This is a genomic window from Kribbella sp. NPDC054772 (genome assembly GCF_053611945.1).
The window spans coordinates 1-18517 of sequence record NZ_JBSHBJ010000040.1 but is presented as its reverse complement, the minus strand read 5'-3'; the positions used below and the strand labels follow the sequence as shown (position 1 = coordinate 18517).

At 68.9% G+C, this 18517-nt stretch carries 20 protein-coding genes; 8 read left to right on the top strand and 12 right to left on the bottom strand.

All coding sequences use genetic code 11. The annotated features are described in order from the left end of the window. Positions 1-43: 43 nt before the first annotated feature. The 6 genes from ACWGID_RS36745 to ACWGID_RS36720 all read right to left on the bottom strand — a co-directional run bounded on the left by ACWGID_RS36745 (position 44) and on the right by ACWGID_RS36720 (position 5520). Complete coding sequence (locus ACWGID_RS36745; RefSeq protein WP_452203977.1) at positions 44-298, bottom strand: DUF6412 domain-containing protein; 255 nt, start codon at positions 296-298, stop codon at positions 44-46. Between the two features lie 4 nt (positions 299-302). Continuing rightward, a complete protein-coding gene (locus ACWGID_RS36740; protein WP_452203976.1) occupies positions 303-1622 on the bottom strand; it encodes an RNA polymerase sigma factor in 1320 nt (439 codons plus the stop codon). Between the two features lie 201 nt (positions 1623-1823). Then, positions 1824-2444, bottom strand: coding sequence for an HhH-GPD-type base excision DNA repair protein (locus ACWGID_RS36735; protein ID WP_452203975.1), 621 nt, complete (start codon positions 2442-2444; stop codon positions 1824-1826). 1 nt (position 2445) lies between these two features. Further along, on the bottom strand, positions 2446-2859 hold the full coding sequence (locus tag ACWGID_RS36730; RefSeq protein WP_452203974.1) for a universal stress protein: 414 nt from the start codon (positions 2857-2859) through the stop codon (positions 2446-2448). 344 nt (positions 2860-3203) lie between these two features. Continuing rightward, a complete protein-coding gene (locus ACWGID_RS36725) occupies positions 3204-4682 on the bottom strand; it encodes a glutamate--cysteine ligase (RefSeq protein WP_452203973.1) in 1479 nt (492 codons plus the stop codon). A gap of 61 nt (positions 4683-4743) precedes the next feature. Beyond that, complete coding sequence (locus ACWGID_RS36720; protein WP_452203972.1) at positions 4744-5520, bottom strand: MBL fold metallo-hydrolase; 777 nt, start codon at positions 5518-5520, stop codon at positions 4744-4746. A gap of 36 nt (positions 5521-5556) precedes the next feature. Here ACWGID_RS36720 and ACWGID_RS36715 point away from each other — a divergent pair, with 36 nt between their 5' ends. Together ACWGID_RS36715 and ACWGID_RS36710 are read left to right on the top strand one after the other, a co-directional pair. Beyond that, the gene (locus ACWGID_RS36715) at positions 5557-6912 is read left to right on the top strand and encodes a DNA polymerase IV (protein ID WP_452203971.1); all 1356 of its coding nucleotides are present in this window, start codon (positions 5557-5559) and stop codon (positions 6910-6912) included. Continuing rightward, positions 6905-7834: a hypothetical protein gene (locus tag ACWGID_RS36710; protein ID WP_452203970.1), complete on the top strand. Its 930-nt coding sequence runs from the start codon at positions 6905-6907 to the stop codon at positions 7832-7834. The genes ACWGID_RS36715 and ACWGID_RS36710 overlap by 8 nt, the downstream gene beginning before the upstream one ends. Here ACWGID_RS36710 and ddaH read toward each other — a convergent pair. Then, on the bottom strand, positions 7803-8576 hold the full coding sequence (ddaH, locus tag ACWGID_RS36705) for a dimethylargininase (protein WP_452203969.1): 774 nt from the start codon (positions 8574-8576) through the stop codon (positions 7803-7805). The two genes, ACWGID_RS36710 and ddaH, sit on opposite strands and share 32 nt — an antisense overlap. 49 nt (positions 8577-8625) lie before the next feature. Between ddaH and ACWGID_RS36700 the strand changes: the two genes are divergently transcribed. Next, positions 8626-9141: a hemerythrin domain-containing protein gene (locus tag ACWGID_RS36700; protein ID WP_452203968.1), complete on the top strand. Its 516-nt coding sequence runs from the start codon at positions 8626-8628 to the stop codon at positions 9139-9141. 18 nt (positions 9142-9159) lie between these two features. Here the strand turns inward: ACWGID_RS36700 and ACWGID_RS36695 are convergent, their stop codons facing one another. From ACWGID_RS36695 to ACWGID_RS36675, 5 genes are read right to left on the bottom strand one after another with little or no spacing between them, the layout of a single operon-like run. Continuing rightward, positions 9160-9882 (bottom strand): MBL fold metallo-hydrolase, encoded by a 723-nt coding sequence (locus tag ACWGID_RS36695; RefSeq protein ID WP_452203967.1) that lies wholly within the window; start codon positions 9880-9882, stop codon positions 9160-9162. Next, entirely contained in the window at positions 9879-10271 is a 393-nt protein-coding gene (locus tag ACWGID_RS36690) for a YccF domain-containing protein (RefSeq protein WP_452203966.1), read from the bottom strand. Before ACWGID_RS36690 ends, ACWGID_RS36695 begins: the two co-directional genes overlap by 4 nt. Beyond that, positions 10268-11122 carry an alpha/beta fold hydrolase gene (locus tag ACWGID_RS36685; RefSeq protein ID WP_452203965.1) on the bottom strand — a complete coding sequence of 285 codons (855 nt, stop codon included), beginning with the start codon at positions 11120-11122 and terminating at the stop codon, positions 10268-10270. Before ACWGID_RS36685 ends, ACWGID_RS36690 begins: the two co-directional genes overlap by 4 nt. After that, the gene (locus tag ACWGID_RS36680; protein ID WP_452203964.1) at positions 11094-12230 is read right to left on the bottom strand and encodes a saccharopine dehydrogenase family protein; all 1137 of its coding nucleotides are present in this window, start codon (positions 12228-12230) and stop codon (positions 11094-11096) included. The genes ACWGID_RS36685 and ACWGID_RS36680 overlap by 29 nt, the downstream gene beginning before the upstream one ends. Beyond that, complete coding sequence (locus ACWGID_RS36675; protein ID WP_452203963.1) at positions 12227-13120, bottom strand: SDR family oxidoreductase; 894 nt, start codon at positions 13118-13120, stop codon at positions 12227-12229. Before ACWGID_RS36675 ends, ACWGID_RS36680 begins: the two co-directional genes overlap by 4 nt. A gap of 74 nt (positions 13121-13194) precedes the next feature. On the opposite strand from ACWGID_RS36675, the gene ACWGID_RS36670 reads away from it, so the two are divergent. The 5 genes from ACWGID_RS36670 to ACWGID_RS36650 all read left to right on the top strand — a co-directional run bounded on the left by ACWGID_RS36670 (position 13195) and on the right by ACWGID_RS36650 (position 18393). Then, entirely contained in the window at positions 13195-13785 is a 591-nt protein-coding gene (locus tag ACWGID_RS36670; RefSeq protein ID WP_452203962.1) for a TetR/AcrR family transcriptional regulator, read from the top strand. A gap of 6 nt (positions 13786-13791) precedes the next feature. Continuing rightward, positions 13792-14256: a hypothetical protein gene (locus tag ACWGID_RS36665; protein WP_452203961.1), complete on the top strand. Its 465-nt coding sequence runs from the start codon at positions 13792-13794 to the stop codon at positions 14254-14256. A 9-nt stretch (positions 14257-14265) separates the two neighbouring features. After that, entirely contained in the window at positions 14266-15069 is an 804-nt protein-coding gene (gene xth, locus ACWGID_RS36660; RefSeq protein ID WP_452203960.1) for an exodeoxyribonuclease III, read from the top strand. Between the two features lie 24 nt (positions 15070-15093). Further along, on the top strand, positions 15094-17175 hold the full coding sequence (locus ACWGID_RS36655) for a S9 family peptidase (protein ID WP_452203959.1): 2082 nt from the start codon (positions 15094-15096) through the stop codon (positions 17173-17175). A 258-nt stretch (positions 17176-17433) separates the two neighbouring features. Then, positions 17434-18393 carry a sigma-70 family RNA polymerase sigma factor gene (locus ACWGID_RS36650; protein WP_452203958.1) on the top strand — a complete coding sequence of 320 codons (960 nt, stop codon included), beginning with the start codon at positions 17434-17436 and terminating at the stop codon, positions 18391-18393. Positions 18394-18517: the final 124 nt, after the last annotated feature.

The following is an 18517-nucleotide window of genomic DNA, read 5'->3' as shown; positions in this document are numbered from 1 at the left end:
CAGAACTCCACGAGTGAGTAGGAACAGGTAGCGAGGTGGAGCGCTACCGTCCCGGTGCTCGTGGGCGTGGCCGACCGGCGGCGTCAGGATCACGCAGCCGCAGGAATACTGTCTGCTCGGCCCGGTCGCGGACCGACGAGGCCCGCGCAAGCAGCGGCGTGGCGGTGGGCGCGGACGACCGCGCGACGACCACCAGCGCCAACAGCAAGGCCGCCGCCGTGAGTACGGCGGCGGCCAGAGAAGCCGTGTCGACCACAGGGATCACCAGCGCAAGCGCACTGGCGATCCACTGCGTCATGACATCAGTCCAGGTAATCCCGGAGGACCTGCGAACGCGACGGGTGCCGGAGCTTCGACATCGTCTTGGACTCGATCTGGCGGATCCGCTCGCGGGTTACGCCGTACACCTTGCCGATCTCGTCCAGGGTCTTCGGCTGGCCGTCGGTGAGACCGAAGCGCATCGAGACCACGCCGGCCTCACGCTCGGACAGCGTGTCGAGGACCGCGTGCAGCTGCTCCTGGAGCAGCGTGAACGAGACCGCCTCGGCCGGGACGATCGCCTCGGAGTCCTCGATCAGGTCACCGAACTCGGAGTCGCCGTCCTCACCGAGCGGGGTGTGCAGCGAGATCGGCTCGCGGCCGTACTTCTGCACCTCGATGACCTTCTCCGGGGTCATGTCGAGCTCCTTGGCGAGCTCCTCCGGAGTGGGCTCCCGGCCCAGGTCCTGCAGCATCTGCCGCTGGACACGGGCCAGCTTGTTGATGACCTCGACCATGTGCACCGGGATCCGGATGGTGCGGGCCTGGTCGGCCATCGCCCGGGTGATCGCCTGCCGGATCCACCAGGTGGCGTACGTCGAGAACTTGTAGCCCTTGGTGTAGTCGAACTTCTCGACCGCACGGATCAGACCGAGGTTGCCCTCCTGGATCAGGTCCAGGAACAGCATGCCGCGGCCGGTGTACCGCTTGGCCAACGACACCACCAGGCGCAGGTTGGCCTCGAGCAGGTGGTTCTTGGCGCGGCGGCCGTCCTCGGAGATCCACTCGTACTCGTCGCGGACCTTCTCCTTGAGCTTGGCCTCCTCGTCGGCGATCTGCTCCTCGGCGAACAGGCCGGCCTCGATCCGCTTCGCGAGCTCGACCTCCTGCTCGGCGTTCAGCAGCGGGACCTTGCCGATCTGCTTCAGGTAGTCCTTGACCGGGTCGGCGGTAGCACCGGCGACCATCACCTGCTGCTCGGGCTCGTCGGTCTCGTCGGCCTCGGAGACGATGAAGCCCTGGTCCTCGGTGAGCTCCTTCTCCAGCGGCTTCACCGATTCCGGGCTGAAGTCGGACTCGTCCACGTCGTCGAGCGCGCGCGGCTTCCCGGTCTTCGGGTCGATCGCCACACCCGCTTCGGACACTGCCTTCTTCGCCGTAGCCTTCTTGGCAGCGGCCTTCTTCGCGGGGATACCGTCCTCCTTGGTGCCGGCGGTCTTCACCGCCGCCTTCTTCGCCGCCGCCTTCTTGGCTGCGGGGTCGGTGACTCGGGCGCTGGTCCTTTGAGCCGTACTGCGGACGGTGGCGGCGGCCACGGCCCTAGCCGGTTCGGCGGGAAGGTTCTCGGACGAGCTGGACGACACGAATTACCTCTCGTCTGACGCAGGGTTTGTACGACGGTACGACGTTGTGAAGCTGAGCTTTTGGGTACTGCGGTGTGCGGCTGCTCGCTGGTCAGGCGGCGACAACAGTCCATTGTAATCCGCGAACCAAGCTCAGGCGTCGCACGACCCCCCGGAGAGCGTATTTCCGGGGGCCCTTGTCACCGCTGCCACGCGTCGTCGTCACCCGTTGCGGGTCCTCCGCAGCGGCCGGGCCACCACCCGCTGCCGGACCAGTTGCTGCTCCTGCTTGAACTGCCGCACCTTGACCAGTGAGGCAACGTCGATCACGTCCGCGACGGACTTGTACGCGCCGTCCTCGCCGTACGGCTCGGAGGCCTCGCGCCAGCCACGCGGCCGCACCTTCAGTTGCTTGCCGAGCAGCGCGACGAAGATCTTCGCCTTCTGCGCGCCGAAGCCCGGCAGGGCCGACAGTCTGGCCAGCAGGTCGTCCCCGGACTTCACATCGGACCACAGGCCCGAGGCGTTACCGGAGTACTGCTCGTCGAGGTGTTTGGCCAGGGTCTGGATCCGGGCGGCCATCGCGGTCGGGAACCGGTGCACCGCGGGCGGGCCGGCCACCACCTCGACGAAGGCGTCCGGGTCGTAGTGCGCGACCGTGGCGGGATCGAAGGGACCGCACATCCGCTGCGCGATCGCGACCGGGCCCGCGAACGCGCGCTCCATCGGGATCTGCTGGTCGAGCAACATCCCGACCAGCAGGGCGAACGGATCTCTGCTCAGCATCTCGTCGGCGTCCGGCTGTTGCGCGAGGCACAGCTTCCTGCTGCGTGTCGACGTCACCTCAGTCCTCCCCTTCCTCGGCCTTCACGGCCAGCACCGGACACGGAGCATCGAGCAGCACCCGCTGCGCGTTGCTGCCGAGGATGAGCTTGCCGACCGGCGACCGGCGCCGCAGGCCGATCACGATGAACTCCGCATGCACCTGCTCGGCGACGGCCACCAGGTCCTCCGCCGGGTCCAGGCCACGCACCAACTGGCGTACCTCGTAGGGCACACCGGTCGAGTCGAGCTGCTCCCGTACTTCGCTCAGCGCGGCGTCACTGGCCGCCGCCTCGTCGCTGTCGAAGCTGCGCCCGCCCCGATGCGAGTTCACCACCACCAGCTTGGCGTCTCGCAGCGTCGCTTCCTCCGCTGCCCGCCGAAGGGCCGCACGGCCTTCCGCCTTCGGCACATAACCCACGACGATGGTCGTCATCGCCCTGCCTCACCTCCGGGTGTGTGTCGACCCGTCTCGAACGATACTGCTCCCGACCGCGGTCGGCATCCGCTGCATTTGCACCTGTTGTGTCGCAACGGTGACGGAGGGCTGCCGGTGCCCGAGTACTACCCCCGGTGGGCCCCGCTAACCTTCCGGTGCGCACACCTTTGCAGGGCTGTCACCGAAAGCGCCACCCCTGTATGTCGGGTCGTTATCGAACTCGTGCCGGAACCCGCCGACGCCGTTGCCCTGGGCAAGGTCGACGAGGTTCCGTCAGAAGGACCGGAGTTCCGCCTGGTTCGGCGCGCACTGTCCTACGTTGTCGCGCGGTACGAACCGGTTCAGTCCACCGGCCACGCGTGCACGGGAGTGTTCGCGTGCATGTGGTCGCGATACCCGCGGAGCATTCCGCGCAACGCGTCCCGCCGACCGTACGGCCCCTTTGTATACAGGCGGTGGAACTCGTCGGCCTGCCACGACGCGCCGTTGCGGCCGGTCAGGCAGCGTTGCTCGATGATCCCGAGCAGCCGGTCGCGGACCGCGACGTCGACGCCCCAGGCGTCCAGACCGCGAACCGCCAACGGCAGCAGGCGTCTGAGCACCAGCTCGGTCGCACGGGCCGTGCCGACCCCGGGCCAGAAGACCTCGGCGTCGATGCCGTGCCGGGCGGCGGCGTGGAAGTTCTCCTCGGCGGCGCTGAACGACATCTGCGACCAGATCGGCCGTTCGTCATCGGCCAGCGCACGGACGAGTCCGAAATAGAAGGCGCCGTTGGCAATCGTGTCGACCACTGTCGGACCGGCCGGCAGGACACGATTCTCGACGCGCAGATGCGGCTTCTCCCGGACAACGTCGTACACCGGGCGGTTCCAGCGATAGATCGTCCCGTTGTGCAGGCGTAATTCCGAAAGGGCCGGAGTGTCACCGCGGTCCAGGACCGCGATCGGGTCCTCGTCGGAGGTGACCGGGAGCAGCGCCGGGTAGTAGCGCGAGTTCTCCTCGAAGAGGTCGAAGATCGACGTGATCCATCGTTCACCGAACCAGACCCGCGGCCGGACGCCCTGCGTCTTCAGTTCGTGCGTGCGAGTGTCGGCGGCCTGCTCGAACAACGCGATCCGGGTCTCGCGCAACAATTCCTTGCCGAACAGGAACGGCGAGTTCGCACCGACCGCGAGCTGCACGCCGGAGATCGCCTGCGCCGCGTTCCAGTACCGCGGGAAGGCCTCTGGCGTGACCTGGAGATGGAACTGCGTCGACGTACAGGCGGCCTCGGGGACGATGCTGTCCGCGGTCACCTGCAGCCGCTCGACACCATCGATGGAGATCTGCACGTCCTCGCCGCGGGCCGCGAAGATCTGGTCGTTGAGCAACGAGTACCGCGGGTTCGTGCTGAGTGCGTCGCGGCGGATGTGCTCGGTCAGCAGCGTCGGCAGGATCCCGACGATCACCATCGACGAGCCGGTCCGGGCCGCCTTGTCCTCGGCCGCGTTCAGGCTGTCTCGGATGCTCGACTCCATCGTGTCCAGCCCGAGACCGTCGATCTGCCCGGGCGGCACGTTGATCTCGATGTTGAACTGCCCGAGCTCGGTCTGGAACGCGTCGTCCTCGATCGCGCTCAGCACCTCGGAGTTCTTCATCGCCGGGTCGCAGCGCTCGTCGACCAGGTTCAGCTCGATCTCGATACCGGTCATCGGCTTCTCGGGCGCGAACCGGGCCTCGCGCAGCATCCGCGCGAAGGCGTCCAGATTGCGATGGACCTGAGCGCGGAACGCGGTCCGGTCCGCCCGGGTGAACTCGACCCGGTCGACTTCCTCACCCATCAGCGCCTCCCCTGGTGGCTCCTTCGCTCAGTGTGCCTGAAGGTGCCCACCTGTGCGCTGATCATTCGCGTGGTGGCACCACCGGGAACACGATGAAGTGCTCGCGCTCGATCCGGACCGGCTCCTCGCCGGCCGTCGCCATCACGTCCACCAGCTCGGTCAGTACGCCGGGGCGCAGCGGCAACTCGTGCTCGCCGGGATGCTGGTCGGCGCCCATCGGGTAGTCCTGCGCCGGCTCGGTGGTCATCTCGATGTGGGCGCCGAGCACCCATTCCACCGGTTTGCCCCCGGCAACGAACTCCCCGAGCCGCGCGACGCTCGCCCGGAACTCCGGCCAGTCGAAGACGTACAGCCGCCCCGGGTAGAGCGAGTCGCCGCTGAACAGCAGCCGCGTGTCCCGGTCGTAGACGGCGATGTGCGACGCGTGATGGCCCGGGATCGGGAGGATGTCGAGCACCCGCCCACCGAGGTCGAGCTCCACCACGCCGTTCGGCCAGTCGGTCAGCCCGAAGTACGCCGCGACGTCCGCGGCCGATGGGCCGACCACGTTCTCGAACTCCGCATCGCCGCCGACGTGGTCACCGTGGCTGTGCGTGTGCGCGACGATCAGCTCCCGCTCCCCCACCAGCTCGTCGATCAACGGCCGGAGCGGGACGTGGCCGGTCCCGGTGTCGAGCAGCAGGGCGCGCTCGGTACCGAGCAAGAGGTACAGGAACGGGCCCTCGAAGTTGGTTCGCAGGGACTGGCGGACGATCGCCGTCCGGTCGTCGTACCAGTGGACCTGGTGTGTGGCGCTGGTCGGGTCGGTGCCGTCGTCCCAGTGGTCGGGGAAGCTCATGCACCAATTGTCGGTGCTGACGGGGACACTGGGCAGGTGCGTAATGATCCGTCGGTGCTGCATGTCGACCTGGACGCGTTCTTCGCGGCCGTCGAGCAGCGGGACAAGCCGTCGCTCCGGGGCAAACCCGTGGTCGTCGGCGGGATCGGCGTGCGCGGAGTCGTGTCCACGGCGTCGTACGAGGCCCGCAAGTACGGCGTCCGCTCGGCGATGTCGACCGCAGAAGCGCGGTCGCGCTGCCCGCACGCGGCGTACCTGAGCCCACGCTTCGAGGCGTACCGGCAGAGCAGCATCGCGGTGATGGCGGAGATGCGGGCGCTGTCGCCGCTGGTCGAGCCGCTGTCGCTGGACGAGGCGTTCATCGACCTGGCCGCCAGCGGACTGAGCGACCTGACCGTCGACGATGTCGAAGCGATCGCGAACGACCTGAAGGAAGCGATCCGGAAGGTGAGCGGCGGTCTGACCGCCTCGGTCGGCGCGGGGACGTCGAAGCTGATCGCGAAGATCGCCAGCGATCTCGACAAGCCGGACGGCGTGGTCGTCGTCCCGGCCGGGACCGAGGCGGAGTTCCTCGCGCCGATGCAGGTCACGGTGATCCCAGGGGTCGGCCCGGCGACGGCGCAGCGCCTGAGCATGGCCGGTGTGCGGACCGTCGCGGATCTGCAGCAGCTCGACGAGGACGAGCTGGTGCGGCAGATCGGCTCCGCGCACGGCACCAGCCTGCATCGGCTCGCGGTCGCCGCCGACGACCGTCCGGTGGTCAGCGACCGGGAGACCAAGTCGGTCAGTGTCGAGGACACGTTCGAGACCGACATCATCGACCGCGCGCTTCTGGCGGCGATCAGCGACCGGATGGCGCTGCGGGTGTCCGAGCGGTTGCAGAAGGCGCAGCTGTCCGGCCGCACGGTCACGGTGAAGACGCGGATGCACGACTTCACCACGCACACCCGGTCGTCGACGCTGGCCGGACCGACCGACGACGCGCGGGTGATCGCGCGGGTCGCCCGCCGGCTGCTCGAGGAGAGCGAGATCGGCGGCGGCATCCGGTTGCTCGGTGTAGGCGTCTCGTCACTCGCCGACTGGATCCAGGACGACCTCTTCACCGAGGAGGAGCACGCCGGGAACCCGATCGAGATCGTCGAGCTGCCGGCCCGCCCGCGGGACCAGCTCGGATTCCACCCCGGGCAGGACGTGGCGCATCCCGAGCACGGGCAGGGCTGGGTCTGGGGGTCCGGCCGCGGGCGGGTGACGGTGCGGTTCGAGACCGCGGACACACCGCCGGGGCCGGTGCGGACGTTCGCCGTGGACGATCCGGCGCTGACAAAAGTACGGATCACCGCTGCGGATGAGGACGGCGAACCCGAAACTGACCACAATGGGCCGAATGAATGAGGAGCGGCGCGGGGTCTACCCGTTCTGTGCGCCCTGCACGGCGGCCTCGGAGGCCTGGCGCGCCGCCGAGACCGCGGGCCCGATGGGTAGCCGGTTCTACGGGCACCGCGACGTCTGCGAGAACTGCGGGTCCTCGATCCGCACGCTCTACAGCACCGTGCTGTGGGTTCCGGTGTCGAAGCACGGCCAGTACCGGGTGATCCCGACCGGCGGCCGCAGCTACGTCGGCCGCCGCCTGATCGAGCCGCCGGTGCGTGCCGTCGTACGACGGGAGCCGATCGCGGCGCATCCGGAGCTCGACGGCGCCCCGGAGTACCGGCAGGCCGAGGCGTACTGGGACGAGAGCGAGCCCGGCCGGGCGCTGCCGTTCTACCAGTCGGCGCTGGTCGCTCGGGAGCAGGTTCTCCCGGCGGACGACCCGGCCACGTTGCGGGTCCGGCTGCGTGTGGCGCAGGGGTTGCTGGCGACAGCGAACTACGGACGAGCGATCGCGTGGTTCGAGCTGCTGACGCCGCAACTGGTCGAGGTGTTCGGGCCGCATCATGAGCTGACCCATGCGGCGGCCGAGGCGGTCACCGGCGCGCGGTTGATGGTCGGTGGCCCACGGGCCGAGGCCGACCTGCTGGCGGACATCGTGACCGCGGACGAGGCGGAGGCCGCGGCCGATGATCCAGAACTGCTCCGGGACCGGTCGGCGCTCGGACAGGCATTGCTCGCGTGCGGCGACATCGCGCCCGCTCTCCGGACCCTCAGCGAGGTCGTCCGGAACGCACCACCCGGACACCCGGACTCGGCGGTCTATCGCGCGGCACTGGTGGAGGCGTGCGAGGTCGCCGAGGGACGTGGCAAGAGGCGCGAGCTGCAGCTCACCCGCGACGCGCGACGCATGCTCAGCCGCGCAAGCGCACCGACAAGCACGTGACACAGCCCTCGAGCTTCTCGAACTCGCTGATGTCCACGACAACCGGCTTGTAGCCCAACCCTTCGAACAGCTCGGCGGACTTCGGCGCGGACGCAGCCATCAGCAGCCGATCCTCCCCCAGCAGTACAACGTGTGCGCCGGCCTCCTCCGGAACGGGCCGGAAGCGGTCGAACGCGCCCGCGTCGTCGACGAGCGGCTCGTACCCGATCACCGTCCCGTCGGGCAGCGCGGTGACGGCCGACTTGAGATGCAGCACCTTCCGCACCGGCAACGCCCGGACGTCGGCACCCAGCGGGGCGAACGCGGCACGCAGTTGCTCGATCCCCGCCGCGTTCGTCCGTCCACCCTGCCCGACGTAGATCGTCGAGCCGACCTTCAGTACGTCGCCCCCGTCCAGCGTGCCCGGCTCAGTGATGTGCTCGATCCGGTAGCCGTGGCTCGCGACGGTCTGCGCGGCCGCGGCGGCTTCCGCGCGTCGCTCGTTCGCACCGGCCCGGGCGATCACCGCGAGGTCGCCGTACACGACCATCGTGTCCTCGACGAAGACGCTGTCGGCGCACTCGTCGATCGGTGGCACCTCGACCGTGGTCCAACCGGTGTCGTGCAGCGCGTCGACGTACCGCTGCCATTGACGCGTCGCGAGCTCGACGTCGACCGGCTGCCGCTCGATGTGGGTGACAAGCCCGTCGGCGAGCCGCGGACTCGGGCGACGGATGAGCGCTGACTGGACTGGGGTCGGCATGACCGCAGGTTATCCGGGTACCGGTTAGGCCTGAGAGAGGAGATGACGCATGCCGAGGATCTTGCCGTCGGCCAGTGGAGACGTGGTCGAGATCATCCTGGCCGACCACCGGTGGTTCGAGGAGGCGCTGCGGGAGTTGCGCGACGTCCGGAGCGATCGGGAGGCGGTGCTCGCCGACCTGGCGACCGTTCTGATCGCGCACGCCGAGGCCGAGGAGTCGAGGGTCTACCCGACGCTGCGCCGCAAGGACGCGATCGACGCCGACGAGGTCGAGCACTCCGAACACGAGCATGCCGAGGGCAACGATGCGCTGCTCGCGCTGATGGAGGTCGAGGACGTCGGTAGCGAAGAGTTCAGCGCGAAGCTGCACGAGCTGTCCGAGGCACTCACCCACCACTTCGACGAGGAAGAGCGCGACGTCCTCAACCCGGCCCGCACCGACATCACCGAGACCGTGCGGCGCGATCTCGGCGACACGTTCGCACAGGAGCGCGCCCGCCTGATCCGGTCCGGCTGCGGTGACATCACCAACGTCCGCAAGGTCGTCGACGCCGAACACAGCTAGGTTGCCTGGGGCACCCTTTCAGAGGGTCAGCCGCAGACCTTCGTCGGCCTCGATGACCTCGCCGGCGAACTCGCGGCGTGCCTCCACCACGGATACCGTGCGGTCGGAGCCGGGCCAGAAGTGCGTGAGCAACAGCCGCTTGGCTCCACTCGCGCCCTGAGCCGCTTCCGCCGCAGTCATCAGGTAGCTGTCGTGGGACGAGCCCTGATAGGTCGCGTCCGAGATGAACAGGTCCGTCCCCTCCGCCAACCGCTGCAGCTCGGGCGACGGCCCACTGTCACCGGTGTACGCGACCGAGACCCCGGGCGCGCTCAACCGCACCCCGAGATTCGTCTTGTAGTGCGGCAGTTCCACGACCAGCACGTCGAACGGCCCGATCCGTGTCGTCGACGCCAGATCGTGGACGGCGAAGACCTCCGCCGGATCCGGGTTCGGCTCGAGGGCCCGCAGTACGTCGAGAACGCCCGGGGCGCAATGCAGCGCGACGGGCGGCGCGTCCGGCGCCTCGTAGTGCCGGACCCGGGCCAGGCCGCTCACGTCGACGCAGTGGTCCGGGTGCTGGTGCGTCACCACGACCGCGTCGACATCACCCTTCGGGCAGTGCGCGAGCAGGCGGGGCAACGCGGCGTACCCGAGGTCGAGCACCACCCGGAACCCGTCGTACTCGAGCAGGAACCCGGCGCACGCGCGACCGGCCTCGGGCCACGCGCCGCAGGAACCGAGGACGGTCAGCGACCTCACCGGACGGCGAACGGCCGGTCGCTCGGCACGATGTCCTTGCCGAGCGGCACCAGGGAGATCGGGATCAGCTTGAAGTTCGCGATCCCGAGCGGGATGCCGATGATCGTCAGGCACAGCGCGATCCCTGTGGTCAGGTGGCCGAGTGCCAGCCACCAGCCCGCGAAGATGATCCAGATCAGGTTGCCGAGCAGCGCGCCCGCCCCGGTGCCCGGCTTGTCGACGATGGTGCGCCCGAACGGCCACAGGGTGTACCCGGCGATCCGGAACGACGCGATCCCGAACGGGATGGTGATGATCAGGATGCAGCAGATGATCCCCGCGACGGCGTACCCGATGGCCAGCCAGAAGCCGGCCAGCACCAGCCAGATCAGGTTCAGAAGCGTCCTCATACCTCCCAGCCTGCCACCTGACCGGCGTGTTTCCGTACCAGTTCGGCGACAAGTCCGGGATCGTTCCGGGGCATCCAGTGGCCGCCCCTGACCACTTTCACCGTCAGGTCGGTGGCCCATCGCGCTCCGTCGATCTGCAGCGGCGTCGTGACGAACGGATCGCCCTCCGGTGACACCGCCAGCACAGGTACGTCGGTCCGCCGCTGACCCGGCCGCAGCAGGCGAGGGACAACGTTTGCGCGGTACAACTTCATGCCGTGCAGGTAGTCGCCGATCAATCGTTTGTCCTGAGCGTCCTGCGGCTCCAGCCGGCTGAAGACGCGGTGCGCCCATCCCTTCCGCCAGCCGAGCTCGGGCAGCCAGGGCAGGTGGAAGTAGAAGATGTACCAGGAGTGCACGAGCTGCCGGAGTGCGGCGCGGCTGCGTCGCCGGAGGAAGTGCCCCGCGTGGTCCAGCGACGGCCCGGAGATCGACACGAACGACGCGATGCGGTGCTGCAACGCCGGGTCGGTGACGAAGTGCCAGGACTGAATCGATCCCCAGTCGTGCGCAAGCACATGCACCGGCCGGTCGGGCGACACCGCGTCGATCACCGCGCGGAAGTCGTCCTGCAACCGATCGAGGTGGTACGCCGCCGTGCGGCTCGGCTGATCCGAAGCACCGGCGCCGCGGACGTCGTACGCGATCACGTGGAAGTCATCGGCGAGACGTTCGGCGACCGGCTCCCAGAGCGACCCGTTGTCCGGGTAGCCGTGGACGCAGATCAGCACCGGCGCGCCGGCGTTGCCGTAGTCGTAGACGGCGACCCGGGTGCCGTCCGGGCTAGTAGTGGTCGACGCCGAGGGTGGCAAAGGTCATCCCCGCCTTCACCAGTCGCTCGCGCAGCGCGGGTCCCATCGCTGCGGCCGTCGTGGTCTGACCGGCGGTCTCCGGCAGGTCGTCGAGCGCCAGACACAGTGCGCTCTCGCCGAGCATCTTCGCGGTCTCGTCGTACCCGGGGTCGCGGCCGGCGACCTCGGTGATCACCTGCTTGCCGCCGCCCCGGCCAACGAAGCGGACGTTGAACCAGGACCGCGCGCGGCGCTCCGGGCTCGGTCCGTCGCCGGGTTGCAGGCGGTTCAGCAAGGCCTTGCGGGCCGGCGGGATCTGCGCCGCAGCGATCAGCAGGCCGACGCCGCCGACGCCCGCCGCGACGGTGGGCAGACGTTTCACCGCGGCATAGTGCGAGTAGCGGAAGTCCGGTCCGTAGCGGTCCAGCAGACGCGCCGAGTACCCGACGATCTGCGGGTCGACGGTCGGCAATGGCACCGCCCAGAACCCTTCCTGGCGGTGGATGCTGCCCGCGACCGCGCGGGCTCGCCGTCCAACCGGACGCGGTTCAGCGGCCCGCCGGGCACGGTGTGCGTCCAGGTTCTGCTTGGGCCGGGAGAACGCGGTGATCGCAGTATGAAAGGTGCCGCCCGAGGGACGGCCGCCGGCCCGGAGCAGGCCGTCGACCTGGATCGGCACGTTCTCCGGCAACTGCTCGACGGTGAACTGCACACCGAGGTCGTACGGGATCGAGTCGAAGCCGCACGCGTGGATGATCCGGGCACCCGTCTGCTGCGCGCGCTCGTGGTACCGCACGTACATCCGGTCCACGAACTCCGGCTCGCCGGTGAGGTCGAGGTACCCCGTTCCGGCCTCGGCGCAGGCGGCGACCAGCGCTTCGCCGTACTGGATGTAGGGGCCGACCGTGGTGGCGACGACCTTCGTGGACTCGGCCAGCGCCTGCAGCGACTTCGGGTCGGTCACGTCCGCGTGCAGGATGTCCTTGCCGAACCGCTCCAGCTTCGACTTGTTGCGTCCGGCAACGGCCCAGCGGAGTCCGTCCGGAGCGTTCTTGTCCAGGTACTCCGCGGTCAGCGCCCCCGTGAAACCACTCGCGCCGAGCAGTACGACGTCGTACTCGCGGCTCACCTGTGGGCTGCCTTCTCCGAGTCGGCCTGGCCACCAGCGCCGCTCGGTCGCGACGACGCCTCGGCGCCGCGGGTCTGGATGTCGGCGAGCGCGGCCGCGTCGGACTTCGGAACGCTGAATCGCGAGCCTAGCTCGATGACGTGCGGGAGCACCCAGCGGACCACCTTCATCGCGCCGATCCAGCCCGGAACGTGCACCGTTCGGGACCGCTTCTTGATGCCCTCGACGAACTTGTCCACGGCGAACTCGAGCGGGTACGTCTTACTCACCAGCGGGATCCCGGTCCGCACCTTGCCGAACACCGGGTGCCCGTCGACCCCACGCACCATGTCGGTGTCGACGAACGTCATGTGCGCGACGCCGACCCGCACGCCGAGGTGCTTCAGCTCCGGCCGCAGCGTGTCCCCCATCGCCTCGACGCCGGCCTTGGCGACGTTGTACGACGCCAGGCCCGGGATGTGCACGATCGCGGCCAGCGAGGAGACGAGCAGCAGATACCCCTTGCTCTCCAGGAGGTACGGCAACGTCAGGTGCACGGTCCGCCAGACGCCGAGCAGGTCGACGTCGATGACGCGCTCCCACACCTTCGGGTCCATGCTCCGGCTGAACCCCGGCGCCGCGATCCCCGCGTTCGCCATCACCACGTCGATCCGGCCGTAGCGCTCGGCGATCCCCTCGACCGCGGCGCGCAACGAGTCGGTGGCGGTGACGTCGGCCTCCCACCAGCCGGCGTCCGGGCCGCAGTCCTCGGCGACCTTCTTCAGCTCGTCGGGCTCGAGACCGACCAGCGCGAGCTTCGCGCCGTCCTGGGCCAGCTTCCGCGCCACCGCGGCGCCGATCCCCCGGGAAGCTCCGGTGACGAGGACGACTTGACCGGCCAACGGACGCATCTGGACCTCCAGCTTGTTGAGTGGGTACTCAACAGTAATGGCTTGTTGACCATTTACTCAATAGACTGTCCGCTATGACCTCGACCTCCACTTCGCGCCTGCGGCCCGACCAGCGGCGGGCGCAGATCCTCGAGGCCGCCCGCCGGGTGCTGCTCGCGGACCCGCACCGCGAGCTGACCGTCGAACTGGTGGCGACCGAGGCCGGCGTCTCCCCCGCGCTGCTGTTCCACTACTTCGGCTCCAAGAAGAAATTCCAGTACGCCGTCATCGAGGAGGCCGCCGCGGAGGTCATGCTGCGGACCGCTCCAGACCCCTCGCTGCCTCCGCACGAGCAGCTCCGAGCCGGCATCCGCGCGTTCGTCCGCGCCGTACTCGAGGCTCCGCAGCTGTACCGCGCGACGCTGCTGATGTCCGCGGCCGGTGATCCCGACATCCGCACCCTGCACTCGGACCTGCGGCGCGTCTTCAGCCAGTGGGTGATCAGCGCGGTCGCCGAGAGTGGCGTCGAGGTCACCCCCGTCGTCGAGCTCGCGTGCCACGGCTGGCAGGGTTACGTCGAGCAGACCCTCCTGCTGTGGATCGACAACCCGACCGTGTCACCGGAAGCTCTCGAGCACCTCTGCGAACGGTCGCTGGACGCGATCCTCACGACTACGTCCGAGTGAGCGTTGATGAACAAGTTCTTCCTGACGGTGCACATCCTCGCGGCCATCCTGTGCGTCGGCCCGGTGACGATCGCGGCCAGCATGTTCCCGCCGATCGCGCGCCGCGTGCTGACCGCCGAGACGCCGGACGCGGGCGGCCTGGAGGTGCTGCACCGCATCACCCGGGTGTACGCGTGGGCGAGCCTCGCCGTCCCGGTGTTCGGGTTCGCGGTCGCGGGCGGCATGCAGGTCACCGGTGAAGCGTGGGTGATCGTGTCGATCGTTCTCACGCTGGCCGCAGCGCTGGTGCTGGCGTTCCTCGTCGTACCGGCGCAGTCCAGTGTGCTCGCGGTGGCCGGTGGGGACGCCGAGGCGCGTGGTGCGGTGGTGTCGAAGGCGAAGATGCTGTCGATGACGTCCGGGATCTTCTCGCTGCTCTGGCTGGTCGTGCTGGTGCTGATGGTGGTCAAGCCGGGGCACCACAACGGGTAGGGTTCCGGCGTGCTGACGGTTGCCACGGTGAATGTGAACGGGATCAGGGCCGCCTTCCGGCGAGGGATGGTGCCGTGGCTGGAGAGCACGGACCCCGACTTGGTGCTGATGCAGGAAGTTCGCGCGTCGGACGACGTACTGCGGGAACTGCTCGGCGGCGACTGGAACATCGCGCATGCCGAGCCGACGATCGACGGCCACAAGGGTCGCGCCGGCGTGGCCGTGGCGAGCCGACGGCCGATCAAGGACGAGCGCGCGGCGATCGGACCGGCGCGCTTCGACGGCTCCGGGCGCTGGGTCGAGGCAGATGTCGTCCTCGACGACGGTACGACGTTGACCGCAGTGAGCACGTATGTGTTCACGGGCGAGTTCGAGACGCCGCCGCGCCAGGAGGAGAAGTACGCGTTCCTCGACGCGATCACCGCGCGGCTGGCCGAACTACGCGCGGACGGGCGGCACGTGCTGATGTGCGGCGACCTCAACATCGCGCACCGCGAAGAGGACCTGAAGGCGTGGAAGGCGAACCGCAATAAGAGCGGATTCCTCCCCGAGGAACGCGCCTGGATGGACCGGCTCTTCGAGTCCGGCTGGGTCGACCTCGGCCGCCGTTTCGGTGGCGACGGTCCCGGTCCGTACTCGTGGTGGTCCTGGCGAGGCAAGGCCTTCGACAACGACGCCGGCTGGCGCATCGACTACCAGATCGCCTCCCCCGACCTGGCGACCGCCGCGACCGGTTGCGTCGTCCACCGAGCCCCGACGTACGCCGAGCGTTGGAGCGACCACGCACCGGTCGTCGCGACGTACGGGATCTGAGGCTCGCCGGGTAGTCTCGCGGGCATGTCTGAGTCTTCATCTCTTACGCCCCCGATCGCCGCGCGGAAGCCGGTTGAGCGGACCCATCACGGTCACACCTTCGTCGACGACTACGAGTGGTTGCGGGACAAGACCGACGACGAGGTGCTGGGGTACCTGCGGGCCGAGAACAGTTACACCGAGGCGCGTACCGCGCACCTGGAATCGTTGCGTGAGGCACTCTTCAAGGAGATCTCCGACCGGACGCTGCAGACCGACCTGAGCGTCCCGGCCCGGCGCGGCGGGTACTGGTACTACTCGCGCACGATCGAGGGCCGGCAGTACGCGCTGCACTGCCGGGTGAAGGTGGACGGCGACCAGCCGCCGGCCACCGACGGCGAGATCGCGGGCGAGGAGGTGATGCTCGACGGCAACGAGGTCGCCGGCGACTCCGAGTTCTTCTCGCTCGGCACCGTCGACGTCTCCCCGGACGGCCGCCTGCTCGCTTACTCCGTCGACCTCAAGGGCGACGAGCGGTTCACCCTGCGGATCAAGGACCTCGGCACCGGTGAGCTGTTGCCGGACGAGCTGCCCGAGGTGCACTACGGCTCGGCCTGGTCCGCCGACGGCTCGACGATCTTCTACACCAAGGTCGACGACGCCTGGCGCCCGTACCAGGTCTGGCGGCACACGCTCGGTACGCCGGACGACGTGCTCGTGATGGAAGAGACCGACGAGCGGTTCTGGGTCGGCGTCGACCTGACCCGCAACGAGAAGGCGATCATGATCGCGCTCGGCAGCAAGCTCACCAGCGAGGTCTGGCTGCTCGACGCCCAGGACCCGGCCGGCGAGCTAGTCGTGGTCGCGCCGCGGCGTGAAGGGGTCGAGTACGACGTCGAGCACGCCGGCGACCAGCTGCTGATCACGCACAACGCCGACGCCCCGAACTTTTCGCTCGCCACCGCGCCGCTGAACTCCCCCGGCGAGTGGACGACGCTGCTCGAGGGCGACAAGAGCAGCCGGCTGCTCGGCGCGGACGCGTTCGCCGACCACGTGATCCTGTACCGGCGCCGCAACGCGCTCACCGAGCTGGCGATCATGCGCCGTACGGAGGATGGCTTCGGCGCGCCCGAGGGGCTGGAGTTCGACGAGCCGATCCACACGGTCTCCCCCGGGCGCAACGACGAGTGGCACGAGACGCGGTACCGCTTCGGCTACACGTCTCTGGTCACGCCGGGCTCGACGTACGACGTGGATGTCGCGACCGGTGAGCGGCGACTGCTCAAGCAGCAGCCGGTGCTCGGCGGCGTCGACCTGACCGCGTACACCCAGTACCGCGAATGGGCGACCGCTCCGGACGGGACCAAGGTTCCGATCTCGCTGGTCGCGCGCAAGGACGTCGCGAAGGACGGGAACGCGCCGGTCGTGCTGTACGGGTACGGCTCGTACGAGAGCTCGATGGACCCGTGGTTCTCGATTCCGCGGCTGTCGCTGCTCGACCGTGGCGTGGTGTTCGCGATCGCGCACATCCGCGGCGGCGGCGAGCTCGGCCGGCACTGGTACGACGAAGGCAAGATGCTCACCAAGCGGAACACCTTCACCGACTTCGTCGCGGCCGCCGAGCACCTGGTCGAGGCCGGCTGGACACGGCCGGAACGGATCGTCGCGCAGGGCGGCAGCGCCGGTGGCCTGCTGATGGGCGCGGTCGCGAACCTCGCGCCGCAGGCGTTCGGCGGAATCGTCGCGGAGGTCCCGTTCGTGGACGCGCTGACCACGATTCTCGACCCGTCGTTGCCGCTCACCGTGATCGAGTGGGAGGAATGGGGCAATCCGCTCGAGGACGCCGGAGTCTACGAGTACATGAAGTCCTACTCGCCGTACGAGAACATCAGCGCGCAGAACTATCCGCGCGTCCTGGCGATCACCAGCCTGAACGACACCCGGGTGTTCTTCGTCGAACCGGCGAAATGGGTGGCGAAACTCCGCGCGACCGCGACCGGTGATCCCGACGTCCTGCTGAAGACCGAGATGGAGGCCGGCCACGGCGGCCGCAGCGGGCGGTACGACGCCTGGCGCGAGGTCGCGTTCACGCTCGCCTGGGAGCTCGACACCCTCGGTCTGAGCTAGAAAAGGCGGAATTTCTGGCCCCGGATGTGTGTTGTGCAGCACATCCGGGGACACCGGAGCGTTTGATTTCTGGACGGATTCTCAGGAAGTCGCCGGGGTGTTGCGCCGCATTTGGCAGCAAGGCCGTGGGACATCGGTTTCCACGGCGGAAACCCTGCCGGGAACTCTCAGGGAACCTTCAGGGTGTTTACACACTCGTCCTGGAATCTTGAACCCTACTCGAGCGTTGCTCTCCATGTAACGACGAAGGGAGTTTCGGTGGCTCGCACGGCTCGTGTCCGCAGCACGGACGACGGTATCGACGGCAAGGACAGTGTTGGTCTCTACCTCGAAGAGATCGCACGCACGCCTTTGCTGACCGCAGAGGAAGAGGTCGAGCTCGCTGAGACGGTCGAGGCAGGACTCCTGGCGGAGCAACTGCTGGCCGAGGGGCGGGTTGGACGGAAGAAGGGCGGAGCGCCCAAATATGCCACGGAGGAGGAGCTGGAGTGGCTGGCCGAAGAGGGCCGGCGCGCGCAGCAGCGGTTCGTGACCGCCAACCTCCGGCTCGTGGTGTCGATCGCTCGCCGGTACGGGCGGTCCCAGATGCCGCTGCTGGACCTGGTCCAGGAGGGCAACACGGGGCTGATCCGGGCGGTGGAGAAATTCGACTACCGGAAGGGTTTCAAGTTCTCGACGTACGCGACCTGGTGGGTGCGGCAGGCCATCACCCGCGGTATCGCGCAGCAGGCCCGTGTGGTCCGGCTGCCGGTGCACGTGGTGGAGCAGCTGAACCAGATCGGGTCCGCGCGGCGCACGCTGGAGCGCAAGCTCGGGCGGGAGCCGGAGATCGACGAGATCGCAGCCGAGCTGAACCTGGACGCGGAGCGGGTCACCGAACTGATCCGCATCGGCCGGGACCACATCAGCCTGAACAGTCCGGTCGACGACGAGGGCGAGACCTCGCTGGGTGACCTGATCGCGGCCGAGACCGCGCCGGGTCCGGACCAGCTGGTCGCGGACGCGTCGGACCGCTCGGGCCTGTTCAGCCTGGTCGACCAGCTCGACCCGCGGTCCGCGGACGTGATCCGGCGGCGCTACGGCCTGCACGACGGCCGCCAGGCCAAGTTGGCCGACATCGGCGCCGTGCACGGCATCTCGGCGGAGCGGGTCCGCCAGATCGAGCGCGAGGCGCTGGGCCGCCTCCGCCTGCTGGCCGACCCGACACTCGCCGCGTAACACCCCGACCGAAACCCCTCGAGGACCCCCGAAGCCACGACCTGGCCCCGGGGGTCCTCCCGTTTCCTCCCCCGACCGTTTGAGGGGCCGGCCCCTCACCTGACGGGATGCGCACCGTTTGAGG